Source organism: Nucisporomicrobium flavum (assembly GCF_016464385.1).
GTDB lineage: Bacteria > Actinomycetota > Actinomycetes > Mycobacteriales > Micromonosporaceae > Actinoplanes > Actinoplanes flavus_A.
Genome location: NZ_JADMLH010000011.1, coordinates 24,812 through 39,803, shown reverse-complemented (window position 1 = coordinate 39,803; position 14,992 = coordinate 24,812). Strand labels below are relative to the sequence as shown.

The following is a 14,992-nucleotide window of genomic DNA, read 5'->3' as shown; positions in this document are numbered from 1 at the left end:
CCCGTGCCGGCCGTGATCGAGGTTGTCTCCCTGATCAACGCCGCCCCCGGCACGGTCTTCGACCTGGAGCTCGACGTCGACGTGCACGCCGATTCCGTGGCCGGGAGCCGGGAGACAGCCACCACGACCACGGGCCGCCGCCGGCTCACTCTCGGCGACGACGTCACGTTCCGGGCCCGTCATTTCGGGGTGCGCTGGCGGATGACGAGCCGGATCCAGGCGTACGAGCGCCCGAATCGTTTCGTGGACGTACAGACCCGCGGGCCCTTCCGTGCCATGCGACACGAGCACCTGTTCGAGGACCTCGGCGACGGGCGTACGCGAATGACGGACCGTATGACGATCCGCGCGCCGTTCGGGCCGGTGGGGGCGGTGGTGGCCCGGGCGGTGCTCGTGCCGTACCTGAAGCGACTGCTGGTGCTGCGCGCGGCTCATGTCAAGCGTCTGGCGGAGACGGCCGGCCACGGGCGGTGAGCGCGGCGGACGTCGCGCTCAGCCGGCGAAGAGGCGGACCGGCCTTCCCGTGACGCCGACGTCCGCGCGGAACAGCGCGCCGGCGAGCGGGTCCTCGCGGGTGTCGATGTCCTCCTGCGAGGTGGTGATGAAGAGTTGGTCGAGGCGTTCGCCGCCGAACGTGCACGCGGTCACCTTGCGGGCCGGCACCTCGATCTTCTCCTCCAGCACGCCGCCGGGGCTGTACCGGTGGACGGCGCCGCCGTTGGAGATCGCGGTCCACACGCCGCCGTCCGCGTCGACGGTCAGGCCGTCCGGCCGGCCGCCGCCGGGGACCTCCGCGAACGGCCGCCGGTGGGTCAGCCCGCTCGCCGTGTCGTAGTCGAACACCCAGATGGTCGAGGCCACCGTGTCGTTGTAGTAGGCCCGGGATCCGTCGGGACTCCACTCGAGGCCGTTGGAGATGGTGACGCCCTCGAGCACCACCTCGACGGAACCGTCCGGGTCGAGCCGGTGGACCGATGCCGCCCCGGGCGTCTGGTCGTAGGCCATCGACCCGCAGTAGAACCGGCCGTCCGGGTCACAGCCGCCCTCGTTCATCCGTACGCCGGGATCGCTCCACAGCGGCGGCATCAACGTCACGGTCCCGTCCGGTTCCTCGAGGGCGAAGCCGCGTTCCACCGCGATAACCGCGCCGCCGCCCTTGCGCGGGCGGACCACCGCGGCGACGGTCGCGACGTGGCGGCGCTCGACGGAACCGTCGGGACCCAGCGTCAGGATGTCGCCCGCCAGCATGTCGACGAACCGCAGCCCGCCCCAGCCCGGATGCCATACCGGGCCCTCACCGTGGTAGACGATCGGATCGGTCACCTGCTCGACGCGCATGCCGGTCCTCCTGACCTCGGGCGACGTTCCGTACCGCATTATGCCGGGGCCGGCCGCACCCGACGGAGGAGCCGGCGATTGCCGATGGTCGGCAACCCCACCCACCCGTGTTGGCCACTGCTGACCGTAGTCGGCCAGTAACAGGAAGGCGATGCTTGAGGGGACCGAAACCGCCGTGGAGCACGGGCCGTACCGCAGCCCGGGGAGGGTGCCGACATGACATGCCAGGCCGACGTCGCGACGCGCGACAGGACCACCGGAGAGGCCGGCGCGCCGGTGGGCCGCGCCGCCGGGATCGGCCGCGAGGTGGCCGGCGTGCTGCGCCACCGGCTCTGGATCCACCCCGGGCAGGTGCAGGCCCACGCGGTCGGCGGCACGGTGGTGCTGACCGGGGACGTGGGCCGGCGGTCCACCGCCGCCATCGCCCGCCGCCTGGCCGCCACCGTGCCCGGGGTGACCGCCGTCGTCGACGACCTCCGGTACGAGTTCGACGACACGGACCTGGTCCGCTCGAAGGTGCACCGCACCCACCCGTTCAGCGCCGACCCGTTCCCGCCCGGGCCGCGGCGCCGCCCCCGCCGCCGACTTTTTGCCGGTCGTCGGCAATGAGCGAGCGCGTAATTGACCGGCCGCAGCCCCTGCCGGGCGTCGAACCGTACGCCACCATCGGAGGTCCGACCTCCCGGGAAACGAGGAGAACCGGCATGGGCGTGACATCGATCCCGCGCGCGGCGTCCCGCGGGCGGACGGTGGCGCCGGCGGTGGCCGTCGACCTGGGCAGCCGCACCGCGGGCGTATGGGCGGCACACCGCGGCACCGTCAGCGGGCCGTGCGGCGACCCGACCGCCCCGGCCGGCACGCTGGTGCGCCGGGGCCGCGTCGTGGACGCCGACGGCTGCGTCGACGTGCTGACCCAGCTCGTACGCCGCTACCCCCAGCCGGTTCCGTCCGGCGCGGTGATCGTGGCGTGCCGGCCGGTGCTGGCCTCCGAGGCGGACCAGGCGGCCACCCGCCACGTGCTCGACACCGTGTTCGCGCCCGCCCGGATCATGTTCGTCGACGGGGTCCGCGCGGCCGCGATCGGCTCCGGTGCCGCCGCGGGCAGCCTGCTCGTCGTCGACGTCGGCGCCGAGCTGACCGAGGTCGCGCTGCTCAGCGACGGCCGGGTCGTGGCCGCGCGCCGGTCCGAGATCGGCACCCGGGACCTCAGCCGGGGCGCCACCGTGGAGCTGCTCGGCGACTGCGTCGTCGGCCACGTCCACGACCTGCGCACCGGCGCCGACGCGTCACATGTGCTGACCGCGGTGGCACGCGGTCTCCTGCTGGTGGGTGACGGCGCCCTGCATCCGGGGCTCGCCTCCGCCGTGTCCGGCGCGTTGCGCGTACGCGTGCACCGCGCCGCCGCCCCTCGCACCGCCGCCCTCAACGGCGCCGGTCTGGCCGCGATGTCGCTGGCCCGTCACCCCGCCGGCGGCTGATCCGCCGAACCCACCGAGCTCACCGACCGGAGGCATCATGACCAGCACGTTGCACCGTCCGGCCCCGCTGTCCGCCGAGCCGATGGAGCTGCTGCGCAGCATGCTCGAGGAGGACTTCGCCGTGCAGACGGCGCGCCTCACGCAGCTCACCGTCTACGCCCGCATGCCCGGGCACGGCGGCTACGACGCGCACGTGCTCGAGCTGCTCACCGCCGCCGCCCGGCAGCGCATCGCCGACACGGCCACCGCCCTGCGGCGCATGGCCGAGGGCACGTACGGCGTCTGCGGCACCTGCGAACGGCCGATCCCGCTGGGCCGGCTGCGCAGCGTGCCGTACGCGAGCCTCTGCGGCGCCTGCGACCAGGCCTCCTGACCCCGCCCCGGGAGGCCGGTCAGCGCGCCGGCGATCCGTCGTCCGTACGGTCCTCGCGCAGCTCGTCGACGATGAGCAGATCGCCGCGCGCCTGCCCGGCCCGGTAGACCGCCCGGCCCACCATGTGCGCGGCGACCGGCGCGGTGACCAGCTGGAAGACGCCGACCAGCACCAGCGTCGTGACGTCGATGATGTTGTGCAGCCGCACCGCCGCGCCCGCGAGGATCAGCAGCAGCCCGAGCACCTGGGGCTTGGTCGCCGCGTGCATGCGGGACAGCAGGTCGGGGAAGCGCAGCAGGCCGACGCCGGCCGCGAGACTGAGCACCGCGCCCGAGACGAGGCAGGCTCCGGCGACGAGGTCCGCGAGGGTCTGCACCGTCATCGCCGGCTCCGCGGGGAGAACCGGGCCACAGTCACCGAGCCGATGAAACCCAGGATCGACAGCACGACCAGGACGGGCAGCGACGTCGCGTCGCGGGTGAACGCGGCCTCGGCGGCGATCGCGCACACCACGATGGCGAGCAGCACGTCCACGGCGACGATGCGGTCCAGGGTGGTCGGCCCGCGGACGATGCGGATCAGCACGAGCGACACGGCCGCGAACAGCAGCGCGGACACGATGATGCCGACGACGGTCATGAGTCTTCCCTTCTGCGGACCGGGACCGGACGGCCGAGCATCCCGATCTCGGCCTCGGAGCCGATCGCACGGACGATGCGGGCCTCGGTGGCGTACACCTCGCGGCGGAAGCGTTCGACGGCGTCGCGGTCGGCCACCCCGATCACGTGGATGTAGAGCGTGGTGGACGCCTGGTCGGTGTCCACGATCAAGCTGCCGGGCACCAGCGAGACGGCCTCCCCGGTCAGCGTCAGCACCAGGTCGGACGGCACCCGCAACGGCACCCGGATGATGGCGCTGCGCGGCTGGTGGCCGAGCCGGAACGCCAGCACGGCCAGCTGCACGCTGGCGCGGACGAGGTCGCCGGCGAACCGTACGGCGAAGCGCAGCAGCCCGAGCGGGTGCGGACGCCCGGCGAACGTGACCGCCGGGAGCGGGAACACCTTCAGCACCACGGCCGCGACGACGATCCCGCCGGCCAGGGTGGCCCAGGAGAAGACGCCCCAGAGCAGCATCCACACGGCGACGAGCACGAGGGCGGCGACGATCCGGTCGCGCCATCGGGTACGCCGCACCGCTGACGAACCGGCGGTCATGGCACCTCCTCGGCGAACACGGCGTGGACGTACGGCTGTCGCTCGCGCAGCTCGGTGGCGGCCCGGCTGGTGATGTCGAACAGCGGACCGGACACCACGGTGAGCCCCGTACCCAGGACGACCAGGGCCAGGGTGGCGCCCACCATCAGCCGGGGCAGCGCCCGGCCGGCCCGCGCACCGCCGTCCGCGGGCATCGACGCGTGCGGGGTCCGCCAGAAGGCGAGGTTCCAGACGCGGCCGATGGCGTAGAGGGTCAGCAGGCTGGTGACCACACTCCCGGCGACGAGGACCCAGGCGAGCGCGCCGCCGGCGTCCACCCCGGCCTGCAGCAACCCGAGCTTGCCCAGGAATCCGGAGAACGGCGGGATCCCGGCGAGGTTCAGGGCGGGCACGAAGAACAGCACGCCGAGCACCGGTGTCAGCCGCGCCAGCCCGCCGAGACGGTCCAGCGTCGTGGTGCCGCCCCGGCGCTCGATCAGCCCCGCGGCGAGGAACAGCGTGGTCTGCACGACGATGTGGTGCACGACGTAGAAGATCGCCCCGGACAGCCCGGCGCTGGAGGCGAGCCCGATGCCGAACAGCATGTACCCGATGTGGCTGACCAGCGTGAAGGACAACAACCGCTTGATGTCGGACTGCGCCACCGCGCCGAGGATGCCGACCGTCATCGTCAGCAGCGCGGCGACCAGCAGCACGCCGCCGGCCGGCCCGTCGGGGAAGAGCAGGGTCTGGGTACGGATGATCGCGTACACGCCGACCTTGGTGAGCAGGCCGGCGAAGACCGCCGTGACGGGCGCGATGGCCGTCGGATAGCTGTCGGGCAGCCACGCCGACAGCGGGAAGACGGCGGCCTTGATGCCGAAGGCGAGCAGCAGCATGCTCTGCAGGCCCAGCTGGAGGCCGTCGGGCAGCGCGTCCAGCCGGCCGGCGAGCTGCGCCAGGTTGAGCGTGCCGGTAGCCGCGTAGATCAGCCCGATGGCGGTCAGGAAGATCAGCGACGACAGCAGGCTGACCACGACATACGTCGTACCGGTGCGGATGCGGCTGCGCGTGGCGCCGATGGTGATGAGCACGTAGCTGGCGGCGAGCAGGATCTCGAAGCCGACGTAGAGGTTGAACAGGTCACCGGCGAGGAACGCGTTGGTGACGCCGGCGGTGAGGATCAGGTACGCCGGGTGGTAGACCGCCACGGGTACGGCGTCGTCGCCGTCGGCCATGCCCTGCCCGATCGAGTACACCAGCACGCAGAGCGTCACCGCGGCGGACACCACCAGCATGAGCGCGGCGAGCCGGTCGGCGACCAGCACGATGCCCAGCGGCGCGGCCCAGCCGCCGACGGCGACGGTCAGCGGGGGCCCGGTGGCGGTGGACGCCAGCAGGAGGACCGCGACGACCAGCGTGGCGGACAGGACGAGCACGCTCACCGCGCGTTGCAGCACCGGGCGCCGGCGCAGCAGCAGCGTCACCGCCGCGCCGAGCAGCGGCATGATGACCGGCAGCGGGACGAGCCACGTCATCGCTGTCCGCCGTCCTCGTCCTCGTTCTCCAGGCCCTCGTCACGCTCCGCGCGCCTCATGATGCGCCGGTCCTCGACGTCGTCCTGCACGTTGTCGTGGCCGGTCAGCAGCCAGCTGCGGTACGCCATCGCGAGCAGGAACGCGGTCATGCCGAGCGTGATGACGATCGCGGTGAGGATCATGGCCTGGGTCAGCGGGTCGCTCATCCTCGGCTCGGGGGTGACGCCGACGATGGGCGGGCCGCCGTACGCGCCGCCGAGCAGGATCAGCAGGTTCACCCCGTTGCCCAGCATGGTGATGCCGAGGATGACCCGGGTCAGGTTGCGTTCCAGCAGCAGGGTGACACCCGCGGCGAACAGTACGCCCACGACGACCACCAACAGCAGGTTGGGACTCAAGCTGCACCTACCTTCTCCCGGCGGGCCGTCTCGCCGGCGCGCTGGATCTGCTCGTGGCGGTCGACCTCCGCGCCGAGGCTGCGCAGGATGTTCAGCACCACGCCGATGACGACGAGGTAGACGCCGACGTCGAAGATCATCGACGTGACGAAGTGGACGTGGCCCAGCAGCGGCAGGTGCCAGTCCAGCAGGGTGCTCTGCAGCACCTGGCCGCCGCCGATCAGCCCGGCGAGGCCGGTGCCGAGCGCGATGAACAGCCCGGCGCCCATCACCGCGCCGGCGTCCACCGGCGCGGCCACCGCCAGCTCGTGCCGGCCGCCGGCGAGGTAGCGCAGCACCAGGGCCAGCCCGACGACGAGCCCGCCGGCGAACCCGCCTCCGGGGGCGTTGTGGCCGGCGAACAGCAGGTAGATCGAGAACAGCACGATCGTGTGGAACACCAGCCGGGTGACCACCTCGAGGATGGGCGAGCGCAGGCCGGCGTCGAGCGTGTGCCCGGCCATCAGCCACACCTGGCCGCGCGGCGGCGTCGGCAGCGGTGGGCGCCGGCCGCTGTGCAGCAGCCGCCCCGAGCCGCCGAACACGAGCCCGGCGACGCCGATCGCGGCCACCAGCAGCACCGAGATCTCGCCCATCGTGTCCCAGGCCCGGATGTCGACAAGGGTCACGTTGACGACGTTGCGCCCACCGCCGTACGACACGGCCGGCTCGGGGAAGCCGGTGGAGATTGCGACGGCCTGCCGGCCCGCGGTCGCCGCGTACGCCAGGCCGGAGATCACCGTGCCGACCGCGACCCCGATGGCCACGCGCAACCGGCGGGCGGCGACCAGCGGCCGGACCGAGAAGTGCCCGGGCAGCCGGCGCAGCACCAGCACGAACATCACCATGGTGCACGTCTCGACGAGCAACTGGGTCAGGGCGAGGTCGGGGGCGCCGTGCAGGATGAACAGGATCGCCGTGGCGTACCCGGTCACGCCGACCAGGACCACCGCGGCCAGCCGGCGGCGGGCCCGGGTAGCGAACCCGGCGGCGACGACGAGGACGGCCGCGGGCACCAGCTGCAGCGCGTTGTCCCACAGCCGGAACCCGCCGGGCAGCGGCCAGGCCGCCAGCAGGGCGCCGCCGCCGAGAAGGACCAGGACCAGCAGGATGGTGCCGAGATAGATGGGCAGGGAGCCGCGCTGGGTGGCGCCGGTGACCTCGATCGCGAGCCGGCCCAGGCCGTCGGTGGCCCGTTCGTAGCCGGCGGCCCCGTCCACGGGCAGCCGCACCCGCCGCCACCAGCGCGTCCGCATCGTCATCGCGAACAGCGCCGCGCCGGAGGCCAGGATCAGCGCGGACAGGGCCAGCGCGGGTGTCACCCCGTGCCAGAGCGCGAGGTGGTAGTGGCCGGCGTCGGGATAGGTGTCGGCGTAACCGGCGAGGAGCCGGTCGAGCACCGGCGCGAACAGCCCGGCCGCGAGCCCGGCCGCGGCCAGCAGCGCCGCCGGCCCCAGGAACGACCAGGAGACCCGATGGACCGTACGCGGCTCGACGGCGGGCTTGTCGAAGAAGGCGCCCCACAGGAACCGCACCGTGTACGCGACCGTCAGCATCGACCCCGCGACGACCGCGGCGAGGACCGTCCACTCCCACCAGCCGCCGGAGAGGAACGCGTCGACGATGGCTTCCTTGCCGACGAACCCGGCCAGGGGCGGCACCCCGGCCATCGACAGCGCGGCGAGCAGGGCCACCACCCACACGGCGGGTGCGGACCGGCGCAGGCCGCTGAGCTCGCGCAGGTCCCGGGTGCCGGCGGCGTGGTCGATGATGCCGACGACGAAGAACAGCGCGGCCTTGAACATCGCGTGGGCCAGCAGCATCATGGCGCCGGCCAGCGCCGCGTCACGGAACCCCGCGCCGAGCGCGACGACCAGCAGACCGAGCTGGCTGACCGTCCCGTACGCGAGCAGCAGCTTCAGATCGTGCTGACGCAGCGCGGTCCACCCGCCGAACAGCATGGTGACGGCGCCCGCGGTCAGCACGACCGGCCGCCACGGCCCGGCGCCGGCCAGCGCGGGCCCGAGCAGGCCGACGAGGAACACGCCGGCCTTCACCATCGCGGCGGCGTGCAGGTACGCGCTGACCGGCGTCGGGGCGGCCATCGCGGCGGGCAGCCAGAAGCTGAACGGGAAGATCGCCGACTTCGACAGCGCGCCGAGCAGCAGCAGGACCACCGCGACGGCCAGGTAGCCGCCACCGGGCAGGTCCGACACCACCTGCGACCAGCGGTAACTGCCGGCGTGCTCGCCGAGCATGATGATGCCGACGAGCATCGCCAGCCCGCCCAGCGTGGTGACGATCAGCGCCTGCAGGGCGGCGCGCCGGCTCGCCCGGGCGGCCGCGTCGTGCCCGATCAGCAGGTACGAGAAGACGGTGGTCAGTTCCCAGAAGACGTACAGCACGATGAGGTTGTCGGAGACGACGAGGCCGAGCATGGCACCGGCGAAGCCGACGAACACCCCGGCGAAGCGCGCGAGCCCCGGCTCGGCGGCGTCGAAGTACCGGGCGCAGTAGATCAGCGCGAGCGCGCCCACGCCGCCGACGAGCAGCACCATCAGCCAGGACAGCGAGGTCATGCGCAGGGCCACGTCGAGGCCGAGCTGCCCGGCCCACGGGTACGTCTCCGCGACCGCGTGCCCGTCGCGCATGGTCGTGGTGTGGGACAGGGCCCACACCAGAGCGGCGCCCGGAACGGCGGCCAGCACGTAGAAGGCCCGGAGCCTCAGCAGGCGGACGAGACTCGGGGCCGCGACGGCCGCAGCCAGGTGAGCGGTCAGCAGGATCAGCACACGGAGTCCCCTCTGCGCGGCGGCGGCGCCCGGTGCCGCTGACGTACCCGCGCCTGTCGGTGGGCAACCCGCCGGCTGCGCTGCACGTTCAGCGGTTCACGTAGACCGGCGCGCCGAGCAGTTCCGCGACGGTCCTCGCCTCACTCTCGGTCAGCGCGGCGGTGTGCAGGGCGCTGTCCGGCTCCTGCGGGTCGTAGATGACCAGGTCACGACGCCCGTCGCGGTGCTCCACGACGCCGAGGCGTTGCCGTGCCGCGGTGGAGAGGGCGTACGCGACCCCCACTCCCGGCAGCGCGGTGCGTTCGACGCGCGTGACGGGGGCGGTCAGGACGGGCTCAGCCGCGCTCCAGGGCGCGCAGGGCCTGCGGAGCGTGGGTGCCGGCGACCTCGACGGCGTACTGCCGGGCGCGCAGCGCGGTGGTGCTCGTGAAGTCACGGCGCCCGTCTCCGGCCCAGTGGGTGAGGTAGCCGAGAGCGGCGCCGGCGACCGCGCCCGTGACCAGGCCGCTGACCAGGGTGAGCAGCCACGCGAGGGGCAGGAACAGGCCGAGCGCCAGGCCGGTGAGCATGCCTAGCCAGGAGCCGAGCGCCGCGCCGAACAGGGTCGCGCGACCGCCGGTGAAGCGGCCCATCACCTGCTCGACGCTGTGCAGCCCGGTGCCGACGATGCGGACCCGTTCGACGGGGAAACCGGCGTCGGAGAGCCGGTCCACCATCCGTTCGGCCTCGGCGTACGTCGTGAACTCGCCCAGTCGGGAAACGTCCGTGCGATCCGTGCTGTGGTGCAGGGTCGCCGTGGCGCTCATGTCCATCACTCCCCTCGAATAGTTGGTATGGCCAAACCATACCCCATATAGTTGGTTGGCGCAAACCAACGGACGGCGTAGGGTGTGCCCGTGCACGATGACGACACCTCCGAGGCCGGGCAGATCCACGCCGCCTTCACCCGGCTGATGCGCTGGGCGCAGCGCGGCGACGTGCGCCGGTTACTGATGGGCAGCGCCGCGGAGGAGCTGTCCATGCACGACATCACACTGCTGCGGGCGATCAGCACCCACGGGCCGGTCCGCGGCTCCGACCTCGCCGCCTGGCAGGGCGTCGACAAATCGACCATCACCCCCCAGGTACGGCGACTCGAGGACCGCGGCCTCGTCACCCGCGAGGGCGACCCGGGCGACCGGCGCGCGGCGCTGCTCACCGTCACCGCCCACGGCCGGCGCAGGCTCCGCGAGGTGGACGACAGCGGGGTCCGGCTGTTCGAGCAGGCCCTCGACGGCTGGTCCGACGACGACCGGCGCGTCCTGGCGCAGCTCATGACGCGGCTCGCCGGCGAGCTGGCCCTGGTGCCCCGGGAGAGCGTCCTGCACGCCCGCCGCCGCGCCTGACCGCTTGCCGGGCACCGGCAACGACCCCGGCACGGGATCGGCCGGTGCGGGCCCTGTCCGCCGGCCCTCCCGCCGGGCCACTGTGGTGATGTCACCACAACCACCGTGGAGGTGCCCCGTGCAGCAGCAGACCGTACGCACTCTCATGACCAACCAGGTGCTCACCGTGCCGACCGGCGCCACGCCCGCCGAGGTGGTCGCGATGCTCACCGCCCATGACGTCAGCGCGCTGGGCGTCGTGGACGAGTTCGACGTCGTGATCGGCGTGCTCACCCGTACCGACGTGCTCGCCGCGCTGACCTGGCACGAGGAGCGGCCCCGCAGCCGCCTGCCGTGGCGGCGCCGCGAGCGGCCCGGCCCGGGCTGGAGCCGTACGACCGCCCGCGAGCTGATGAGCGCGCCGCCGGTGACGATCGAGCCCGGGGCGACCCCCGCCGAGGCCGCGGAGCTCATGCGGACCGCCGGGGTGAACCGGCTGCTGGTGACCGACCACCGCCGCCGGCTCGTGGGCATCATCGCCGCCGCCGACCTGCTCCGGGTCCTCGGCCGCTCCGGCGAGCCCGTCGCGGCCGGGATGCGCGTTTGACCGGCCCGGCCGCCGGACACATCTGGGTCATGGCTGTGACCGGCGAGGTGCCCGCATGATCGGCGACGCCCTGTTCCCCGTCGAGCCGTGGCAGGTCCGCGAGCCCGCGCTGGACCCGGAGCGGCTCGCGCAGACGGAGTCCGTGCTCGCCCTCGCCAACGGGCACATCGGGCTGCGCGCCAACCTCGACGAGGGTGAGCCGCACGTCATCGCGGGCACGTACCTCAACTCGTTCTACGAGCAGCGGCCGCTGCCGTACCCGGAGGGCGGGTACGGCTATCCGGAGCAGGGCCAGACCGTCGTGAACGTCACCGACGGCAAGCTGATCCGGCTGATGGTCGACGACGAGCCGTTCCACGTGGCGCACGGCCGCCTGCTGGCCCACGAGCGGGTCCTGGACCTGCGCGACGGCGTCCTGCGGCGCAGCGTGGACTGGGAGTCGCCGGCCGGGCGCCGGGTGCGGATCCGCAGCTCGCGGCTGGTGTCGTTCACCCAGCGGGCGGTGGCCGCCGTCGACTACGAGGTCGAGGCGGTCGACGCCGAGGTGCGGATCACCGTGCAGTCCGGGCTGGTCGCCAACGAGGAGCAGCCGCAGGAGTCCACCGATCCGCGGGTCGCCGCGGCACTGGACCGCCCGCTCGAGGCGGTGGCCCAGGACACCGAGCAGCACGGCGCGGTGCTGCTGCACCGCACCCGCGTCAGCCGGCTGCTGATGGGCGCCGGCATGGACCACCTCGTCGATGCGCCCGGCGACTACGACGAGGAGACCGACGTCCGCGGCGACTGGGCCCGCACGACGGTGGTCACCGTGCTGCGGCCCGGCGAGCGCCTGCGGATCACCAAATTCCTCGGGTACGCCTGGAGCTCGACGCGCTCGCCCCAGGCGCTGCGCGACCAGGTGGCCGGCGCGCTCAACGGCGCGCGGTACGCCGGCTGGGACGGCCTCGCCGCCGGACAGCGCGCGTACCTGGACGACTTCTGGGACGCCGCCGACGTCGAGATCGACGGTGACCCGGTGCTGCAGCAGGCCGTCCGCTTCGGACTGTTCCACGTGCTGCAGGCCGGCGCCCGAGCCGAGCGGCGGGCCATCGGCGCCAAGGGGCTGACCGGACCCGGGTACGACGGGCACGCGTTCTGGGACACCGAGGGCTTCGTACTGCCGCTGCTGACGTACGTCGCCCCGCACGCCGCCGCCGACGTGCTGCGGTGGCGGCACAGCATCCTCGGCCAGGCCCGCCACCGGGCCCGTACGCTGGGCCTCGCCGGCGCGGCGTTCCCGTGGCGCACGATCCACGGCGAGGAATGCTCGGCGTACTGGCCGGCGGGCACCGCGGCGCTGCACCTCAACGCCGTCATCGCGCGCGCCGCCGACCGCTACCGCGACGTCACCGGCGACGAGGAGCTCGAGGAGGAGTGCGGCCTCGAGATCCTGGTCGAGACGGCCCGGCTGTGGATCTCCCAGGGGCACCACGACGCCGACGGTGTCTGGCACGTCGACGGCGTCACCGGCCCGGACGAGTACAGCGCGGTGGCCGACGACAACCTCTTCACGAACCTCATGGCGGCCCGCAACCTGCGCGCGGCCGTCGCCGCCTGCGAGCGCCGGCCGGAGGCGGCCGCCCGGCTCGGGGTCGATGCGGACGAGACGCGGGCGTGGCAGACCGCCGCCGACGCGGTGCACGTGCCGTACAACGAGCGGCTCGGCGTGCACGAGCAGTCCACCGGCTTCACCCGCTACGCCCCGTGGGACTTCGCCGCCGAGCGCCCCGGCGAGCCGCTGATGCTGCACGCGCCGTACTTCCAGCTCTACCGGCGGCAGGTGGTCAAGCAGGCCGACCTGGTGCTCGCCATGCACTGGTGCCCGGAGGAGTTCACCGCCGAGCAGAAGGCCCGCAACGTCGACTACTACGAGCGGATCACCGTACGCGACTCCTCGCTGTCCGCCTGCACGCAGGCGGTGATGTGCGCCGAGGTCGGCCACCTCCAGCTCGCCCACGACTACGCCCGGGAGGCCGCCCTGGTCGACCTGCGCGACCTGCACGACAACACCCGCGACGGCCTGCACATGGCCTCGCTGGCCGGGGCCTGGTCGGCGATCGTCGAGGGTTTCGGCGGCCTGCGCGAGCACCACGGGCTCCTGGCGCTGGCGCCCCGGCTGCCCGAGGGCATCACCGCGCTGCGGTTCCGGCTGCGGCACAGCGGCCTCCGGCTGCTCGTCGAGGCCGGCCAGGACACCGTACGGGTGAGCCTGCGCGACGGCTCCGGCGCGACGCTGCCGATCCGGCTCTACGACGAGACCATCGACCTCACGGCCGGCGGTTCCGTGGAACGGCCCGTCGCCGCGCTGAAGCCGTTGCTGCCCCCGCCAGAGCAGCCACCCGGCTACGCGCCGAGCGCCTCATGAGGATGCCGGGGTGAACCGTTCGATGCGCCCGCGGCCGTTGTTCTTCGCCTGGTAGAGCGCCGTGTCGGCGTTCTGGATCAGCGCCTCGGCCTGGTCCGCGTCCCCACCGAGGGTCGCGATGCCGATCGACACCCCGATCCGCACCGTCCGGCCCAGCACCTCGAACGGCTCGCTCAGGTAGTTCTTGATGCGGTCGGCGACGGCGAACGCGTCGTCCTCGCCCTGCAGCCCGCGGCACAGCACGAGGAACTCGTCGCCCCCGAAACGGCTGACCAGGTCCTCGGGGCGGGTCGCCGCGACCAGCCGTTGCGCGACCGCCTTGAGCAGCGCGTCGCCGGTGGCGTGGCCGTACGTGTCGTTGACCGGCTTGAAGCCGTCCAGGTCGAGGAACAACGCCGCCACCTGGCCGCCCGCGGCGCTCGACACCCCGTCCCGGCGGCGCCATTGGCTGATGGCGGCCTCCGTGCTCTGCAGGAACAGGGCGCGGCTGGGCAGGCCGGTCAGCTGGTCGTGCAGGCGGGCGTGGGCCACCCGCGAGGTGCTGACGACCATGCCGGCGCCGATCACCATCATCAGGAGCACGGCGGCGGCGAATCCGGCGAACATGAGCCAGGCGCTGCGAGCGGTCCGGTCGTACGGCGCCAGCAGCGCCGAGTGCGAGGTCACGAGCACCGTACGCCAGTTGCTGGCGGCCACCGCATCGGCCGCGAACTGGTGGTGGCCCACCGTGCCGCGGTTGGACCTGCCCACAGCCGCGGCGATGGCCGCGTCGGGCAACGTGGCGCCGAGCACGGTGCTGTCCGACGCGACGACCACGTGCCCGGCGCCGTCGATGACGTAGGAACGGGCGCCCGCCACGTTGAGCGCGCTGCCCAGGAGGATGTTCATGCTGGTCGCGCGCTGGGGCAGGACCAGCACGCGGGTGCCGGAGCCGGCGGCGTACGGCTGGAACGCGTGAACCCACGCGACGCCGTCGACGGTGACGAGATCGCCGAAGGCGATCGTGCCGGTCTCCACCGCGCGCCGGAAGCCGGTGTCGCTCCGCAGCGCCGCGGCCCGCTCCCTGGCCCCCGCCGGGGAGGCGCCGAGCAGCGTGCCGTCCGCTCGCAGGACGGCCAGCCACGGGACGGAGGCGTCCAGGCCCGCCGCGAGGGCCCCGGACAGCGCGTCGCCGTCCGAGGCGAAGGCGGCGGCCGCCCACTCGCGGGTCTTCGGATCGCTGGCCAGCAGCGTGTCACCGACGACGCCCGCGGCCAGCCGGCCGCGGTCGTCGAAGGCCCGGATGACGCTCTCGCGGGCCTCGCTCTGGGTACGCGACAGGTAGAGGCCCGCGCCCCCGACCAATCCCATGCCGAGCACGACAGCGCAGACAATGGCGATCTTGCGCAGCATTGACGAGGACATACCCGCACGATCGGCAGCCGAGGCGCCGCACTGAGCGCCCAGCGGCGCCGGGAGTCGCCGCGCT

General features: G+C 73.5%; 17 protein-coding genes. 7 read left to right on the top strand and 10 right to left on the bottom strand.

All coding sequences use genetic code 11. The features are described 5' to 3' along the window. Positions 1–3 precede the first annotated feature (3 nt). Positions 4–474 (top strand): SRPBCC family protein, encoded by a 471-nt coding sequence (locus IT780_RS24970; protein WP_307831359.1) that lies wholly within the window; start codon positions 4–6, stop codon positions 472–474. Positions 475–492: 18 nt separating this feature from the next. On the opposite strand, the gene IT780_RS24965 is transcribed toward IT780_RS24970, so the two are convergent. Continuing rightward, positions 493–1,338, bottom strand: a complete 846-nt coding sequence (locus IT780_RS24965) for an SMP-30/gluconolactonase/LRE family protein (protein ID WP_199514097.1) — start codon at positions 1,336–1,338, stop codon at positions 493–495. Positions 1,339–1,554: 216 nt separating this feature from the next. On the opposite strand from IT780_RS24965, the gene IT780_RS24960 reads away from it, so the two are divergent. The 3 genes from IT780_RS24960 (at position 1,555) to IT780_RS24950 (ending at position 3,189) form a co-directional block, all read left to right on the top strand. Continuing rightward, entirely contained in the window at positions 1,555–1,947 is a 393-nt protein-coding gene (locus tag IT780_RS24960; RefSeq protein WP_199514096.1) for a BON domain-containing protein, read from the top strand. A 95-nt stretch (positions 1,948–2,042) separates the two neighbouring features. Continuing rightward, on the top strand, positions 2,043–2,816 hold the full coding sequence (locus IT780_RS24955) for a rod shape-determining protein (protein ID WP_199514095.1): 774 nt from the start codon (positions 2,043–2,045) through the stop codon (positions 2,814–2,816). A gap of 37 nt (positions 2,817–2,853) precedes the next feature. Further along, positions 2,854–3,189, top strand: a complete 336-nt coding sequence (locus IT780_RS24950) for a TraR/DksA family transcriptional regulator (RefSeq protein ID WP_199514094.1) — start codon at positions 2,854–2,856, stop codon at positions 3,187–3,189. A gap of 19 nt (positions 3,190–3,208) precedes the next feature. Here the strand turns inward: IT780_RS24950 and mnhG are convergent, their stop codons facing one another. The 8 genes from mnhG to IT780_RS24910 all read right to left on the bottom strand — a co-directional run bounded on the left by mnhG (position 3,209) and on the right by IT780_RS24910 (position 9,955). Then, a complete protein-coding gene (mnhG, locus tag IT780_RS24945; protein ID WP_199514093.1) occupies positions 3,209–3,571 on the bottom strand; it encodes a monovalent cation/H(+) antiporter subunit G in 363 nt (120 codons plus the stop codon). Next, on the bottom strand, positions 3,568–3,828 hold the full coding sequence (locus IT780_RS24940; RefSeq protein WP_199514092.1) for a monovalent cation/H+ antiporter complex subunit F: 261 nt from the start codon (positions 3,826–3,828) through the stop codon (positions 3,568–3,570). Before IT780_RS24940 ends, mnhG begins: the two co-directional genes overlap by 4 nt. Further along, the gene (locus IT780_RS24935) at positions 3,825–4,403 is read right to left on the bottom strand and encodes a Na+/H+ antiporter subunit E (RefSeq protein ID WP_199514091.1); all 579 of its coding nucleotides are present in this window, start codon (positions 4,401–4,403) and stop codon (positions 3,825–3,827) included. The genes IT780_RS24940 and IT780_RS24935 overlap by 4 nt, the downstream gene beginning before the upstream one ends. Beyond that, positions 4,400–5,920, bottom strand: coding sequence for a Na+/H+ antiporter subunit D (locus IT780_RS24930; RefSeq protein ID WP_199514090.1), 1,521 nt, complete (start codon positions 5,918–5,920; stop codon positions 4,400–4,402). The genes IT780_RS24935 and IT780_RS24930 overlap by 4 nt, the downstream gene beginning before the upstream one ends. Then, positions 5,917–6,318, bottom strand: a complete 402-nt coding sequence (locus IT780_RS24925) for a Na(+)/H(+) antiporter subunit C (protein WP_199514089.1) — start codon at positions 6,316–6,318, stop codon at positions 5,917–5,919. Before IT780_RS24925 ends, IT780_RS24930 begins: the two co-directional genes overlap by 4 nt. Next, complete coding sequence (locus IT780_RS24920) at positions 6,315–9,149, bottom strand: Na+/H+ antiporter subunit A (RefSeq protein WP_199514088.1); 2,835 nt, start codon at positions 9,147–9,149, stop codon at positions 6,315–6,317. The genes IT780_RS24925 and IT780_RS24920 overlap by 4 nt, the downstream gene beginning before the upstream one ends. Positions 9,150–9,237: 88 nt before the next feature. Next, a complete protein-coding gene (locus IT780_RS43630) occupies positions 9,238–9,585 on the bottom strand; it encodes a cation:proton antiporter regulatory subunit (protein ID WP_504739624.1) in 348 nt (115 codons plus the stop codon). Next, complete coding sequence (locus IT780_RS24910) at positions 9,485–9,955, bottom strand: YflT domain-containing protein (protein WP_233413479.1); 471 nt, start codon at positions 9,953–9,955, stop codon at positions 9,485–9,487. Before IT780_RS24910 ends, IT780_RS43630 begins: the two co-directional genes overlap by 101 nt. Before the next feature lie 90 nt (positions 9,956–10,045). On the opposite strand from IT780_RS24910, the gene IT780_RS24905 reads away from it, so the two are divergent. From IT780_RS24905 to IT780_RS24895, 3 genes are all read left to right on the top strand, one after another. Continuing rightward, positions 10,046–10,534, top strand: coding sequence for a MarR family winged helix-turn-helix transcriptional regulator (locus IT780_RS24905; RefSeq protein ID WP_199514086.1), 489 nt, complete (start codon positions 10,046–10,048; stop codon positions 10,532–10,534). A gap of 118 nt (positions 10,535–10,652) precedes the next feature. Then, on the top strand, positions 10,653–11,120 hold the full coding sequence (locus IT780_RS24900; RefSeq protein WP_199514085.1) for a CBS domain-containing protein: 468 nt from the start codon (positions 10,653–10,655) through the stop codon (positions 11,118–11,120). Between the two features lie 55 nt (positions 11,121–11,175). Continuing rightward, positions 11,176–13,524, top strand: a complete 2,349-nt coding sequence (locus IT780_RS24895) for a glycoside hydrolase family 65 protein (protein ID WP_199514084.1) — start codon at positions 11,176–11,178, stop codon at positions 13,522–13,524. On the opposite strand, the gene IT780_RS24890 is transcribed toward IT780_RS24895, so the two are convergent. Continuing rightward, on the bottom strand, positions 13,519–14,928 hold the full coding sequence (locus tag IT780_RS24890; protein ID WP_199514083.1) for a GGDEF domain-containing protein: 1,410 nt from the start codon (positions 14,926–14,928) through the stop codon (positions 13,519–13,521). The two genes, IT780_RS24895 and IT780_RS24890, sit on opposite strands and share 6 nt — an antisense overlap. Between the last annotated feature and the right edge of the window lie 64 nt (positions 14,929–14,992).

Bases quoted from the DNA above. Each gene is read 5' to 3' on its own strand.
- IT780_RS24965 (WP_199514097.1), bottom strand. From the start codon at position 1,338: ATGCGCGTCGAGCAGGTGACCGATCCGATCGTCTACCACGGTGAGGGC.
- IT780_RS24960 (WP_199514096.1), top strand. From the start codon at position 1,555: ATGACATGCCAGGCCGACGTCGCGACGCGCGACAGGACCACCGGAGAG.
- IT780_RS24955 (WP_199514095.1), top strand. From the start codon at position 2,043: ATGGGCGTGACATCGATCCCGCGCGCGGCGTCCCGCGGGCGGACGGTG.
- IT780_RS24950 (WP_199514094.1), top strand. From the start codon at position 2,854: ATGACCAGCACGTTGCACCGTCCGGCCCCGCTGTCCGCCGAGCCGATG.
- mnhG (WP_199514093.1), bottom strand. From the start codon at position 3,571: ATGACGGTGCAGACCCTCGCGGACCTCGTCGCCGGAGCCTGCCTCGTC.
- IT780_RS24940 (WP_199514092.1), bottom strand. From the start codon at position 3,828: ATGACCGTCGTCGGCATCATCGTGTCCGCGCTGCTGTTCGCGGCCGTG.
- IT780_RS24935 (WP_199514091.1), bottom strand. From the start codon at position 4,403: ATGACCGCCGGTTCGTCAGCGGTGCGGCGTACCCGATGGCGCGACCGG.
- IT780_RS24930 (WP_199514090.1), bottom strand. From the start codon at position 5,920: ATGACGTGGCTCGTCCCGCTGCCGGTCATCATGCCGCTGCTCGGCGCG.
- IT780_RS24910 (WP_233413479.1), bottom strand. From the start codon at position 9,955: ATGAGCGCCACGGCGACCCTGCACCACAGCACGGATCGCACGGACGTT.
- IT780_RS24895 (WP_199514084.1), top strand. From the start codon at position 11,176: ATGATCGGCGACGCCCTGTTCCCCGTCGAGCCGTGGCAGGTCCGCGAG.
- IT780_RS24890 (WP_199514083.1), bottom strand. From the start codon at position 14,928: ATGTCCTCGTCAATGCTGCGCAAGATCGCCATTGTCTGCGCTGTCGTG.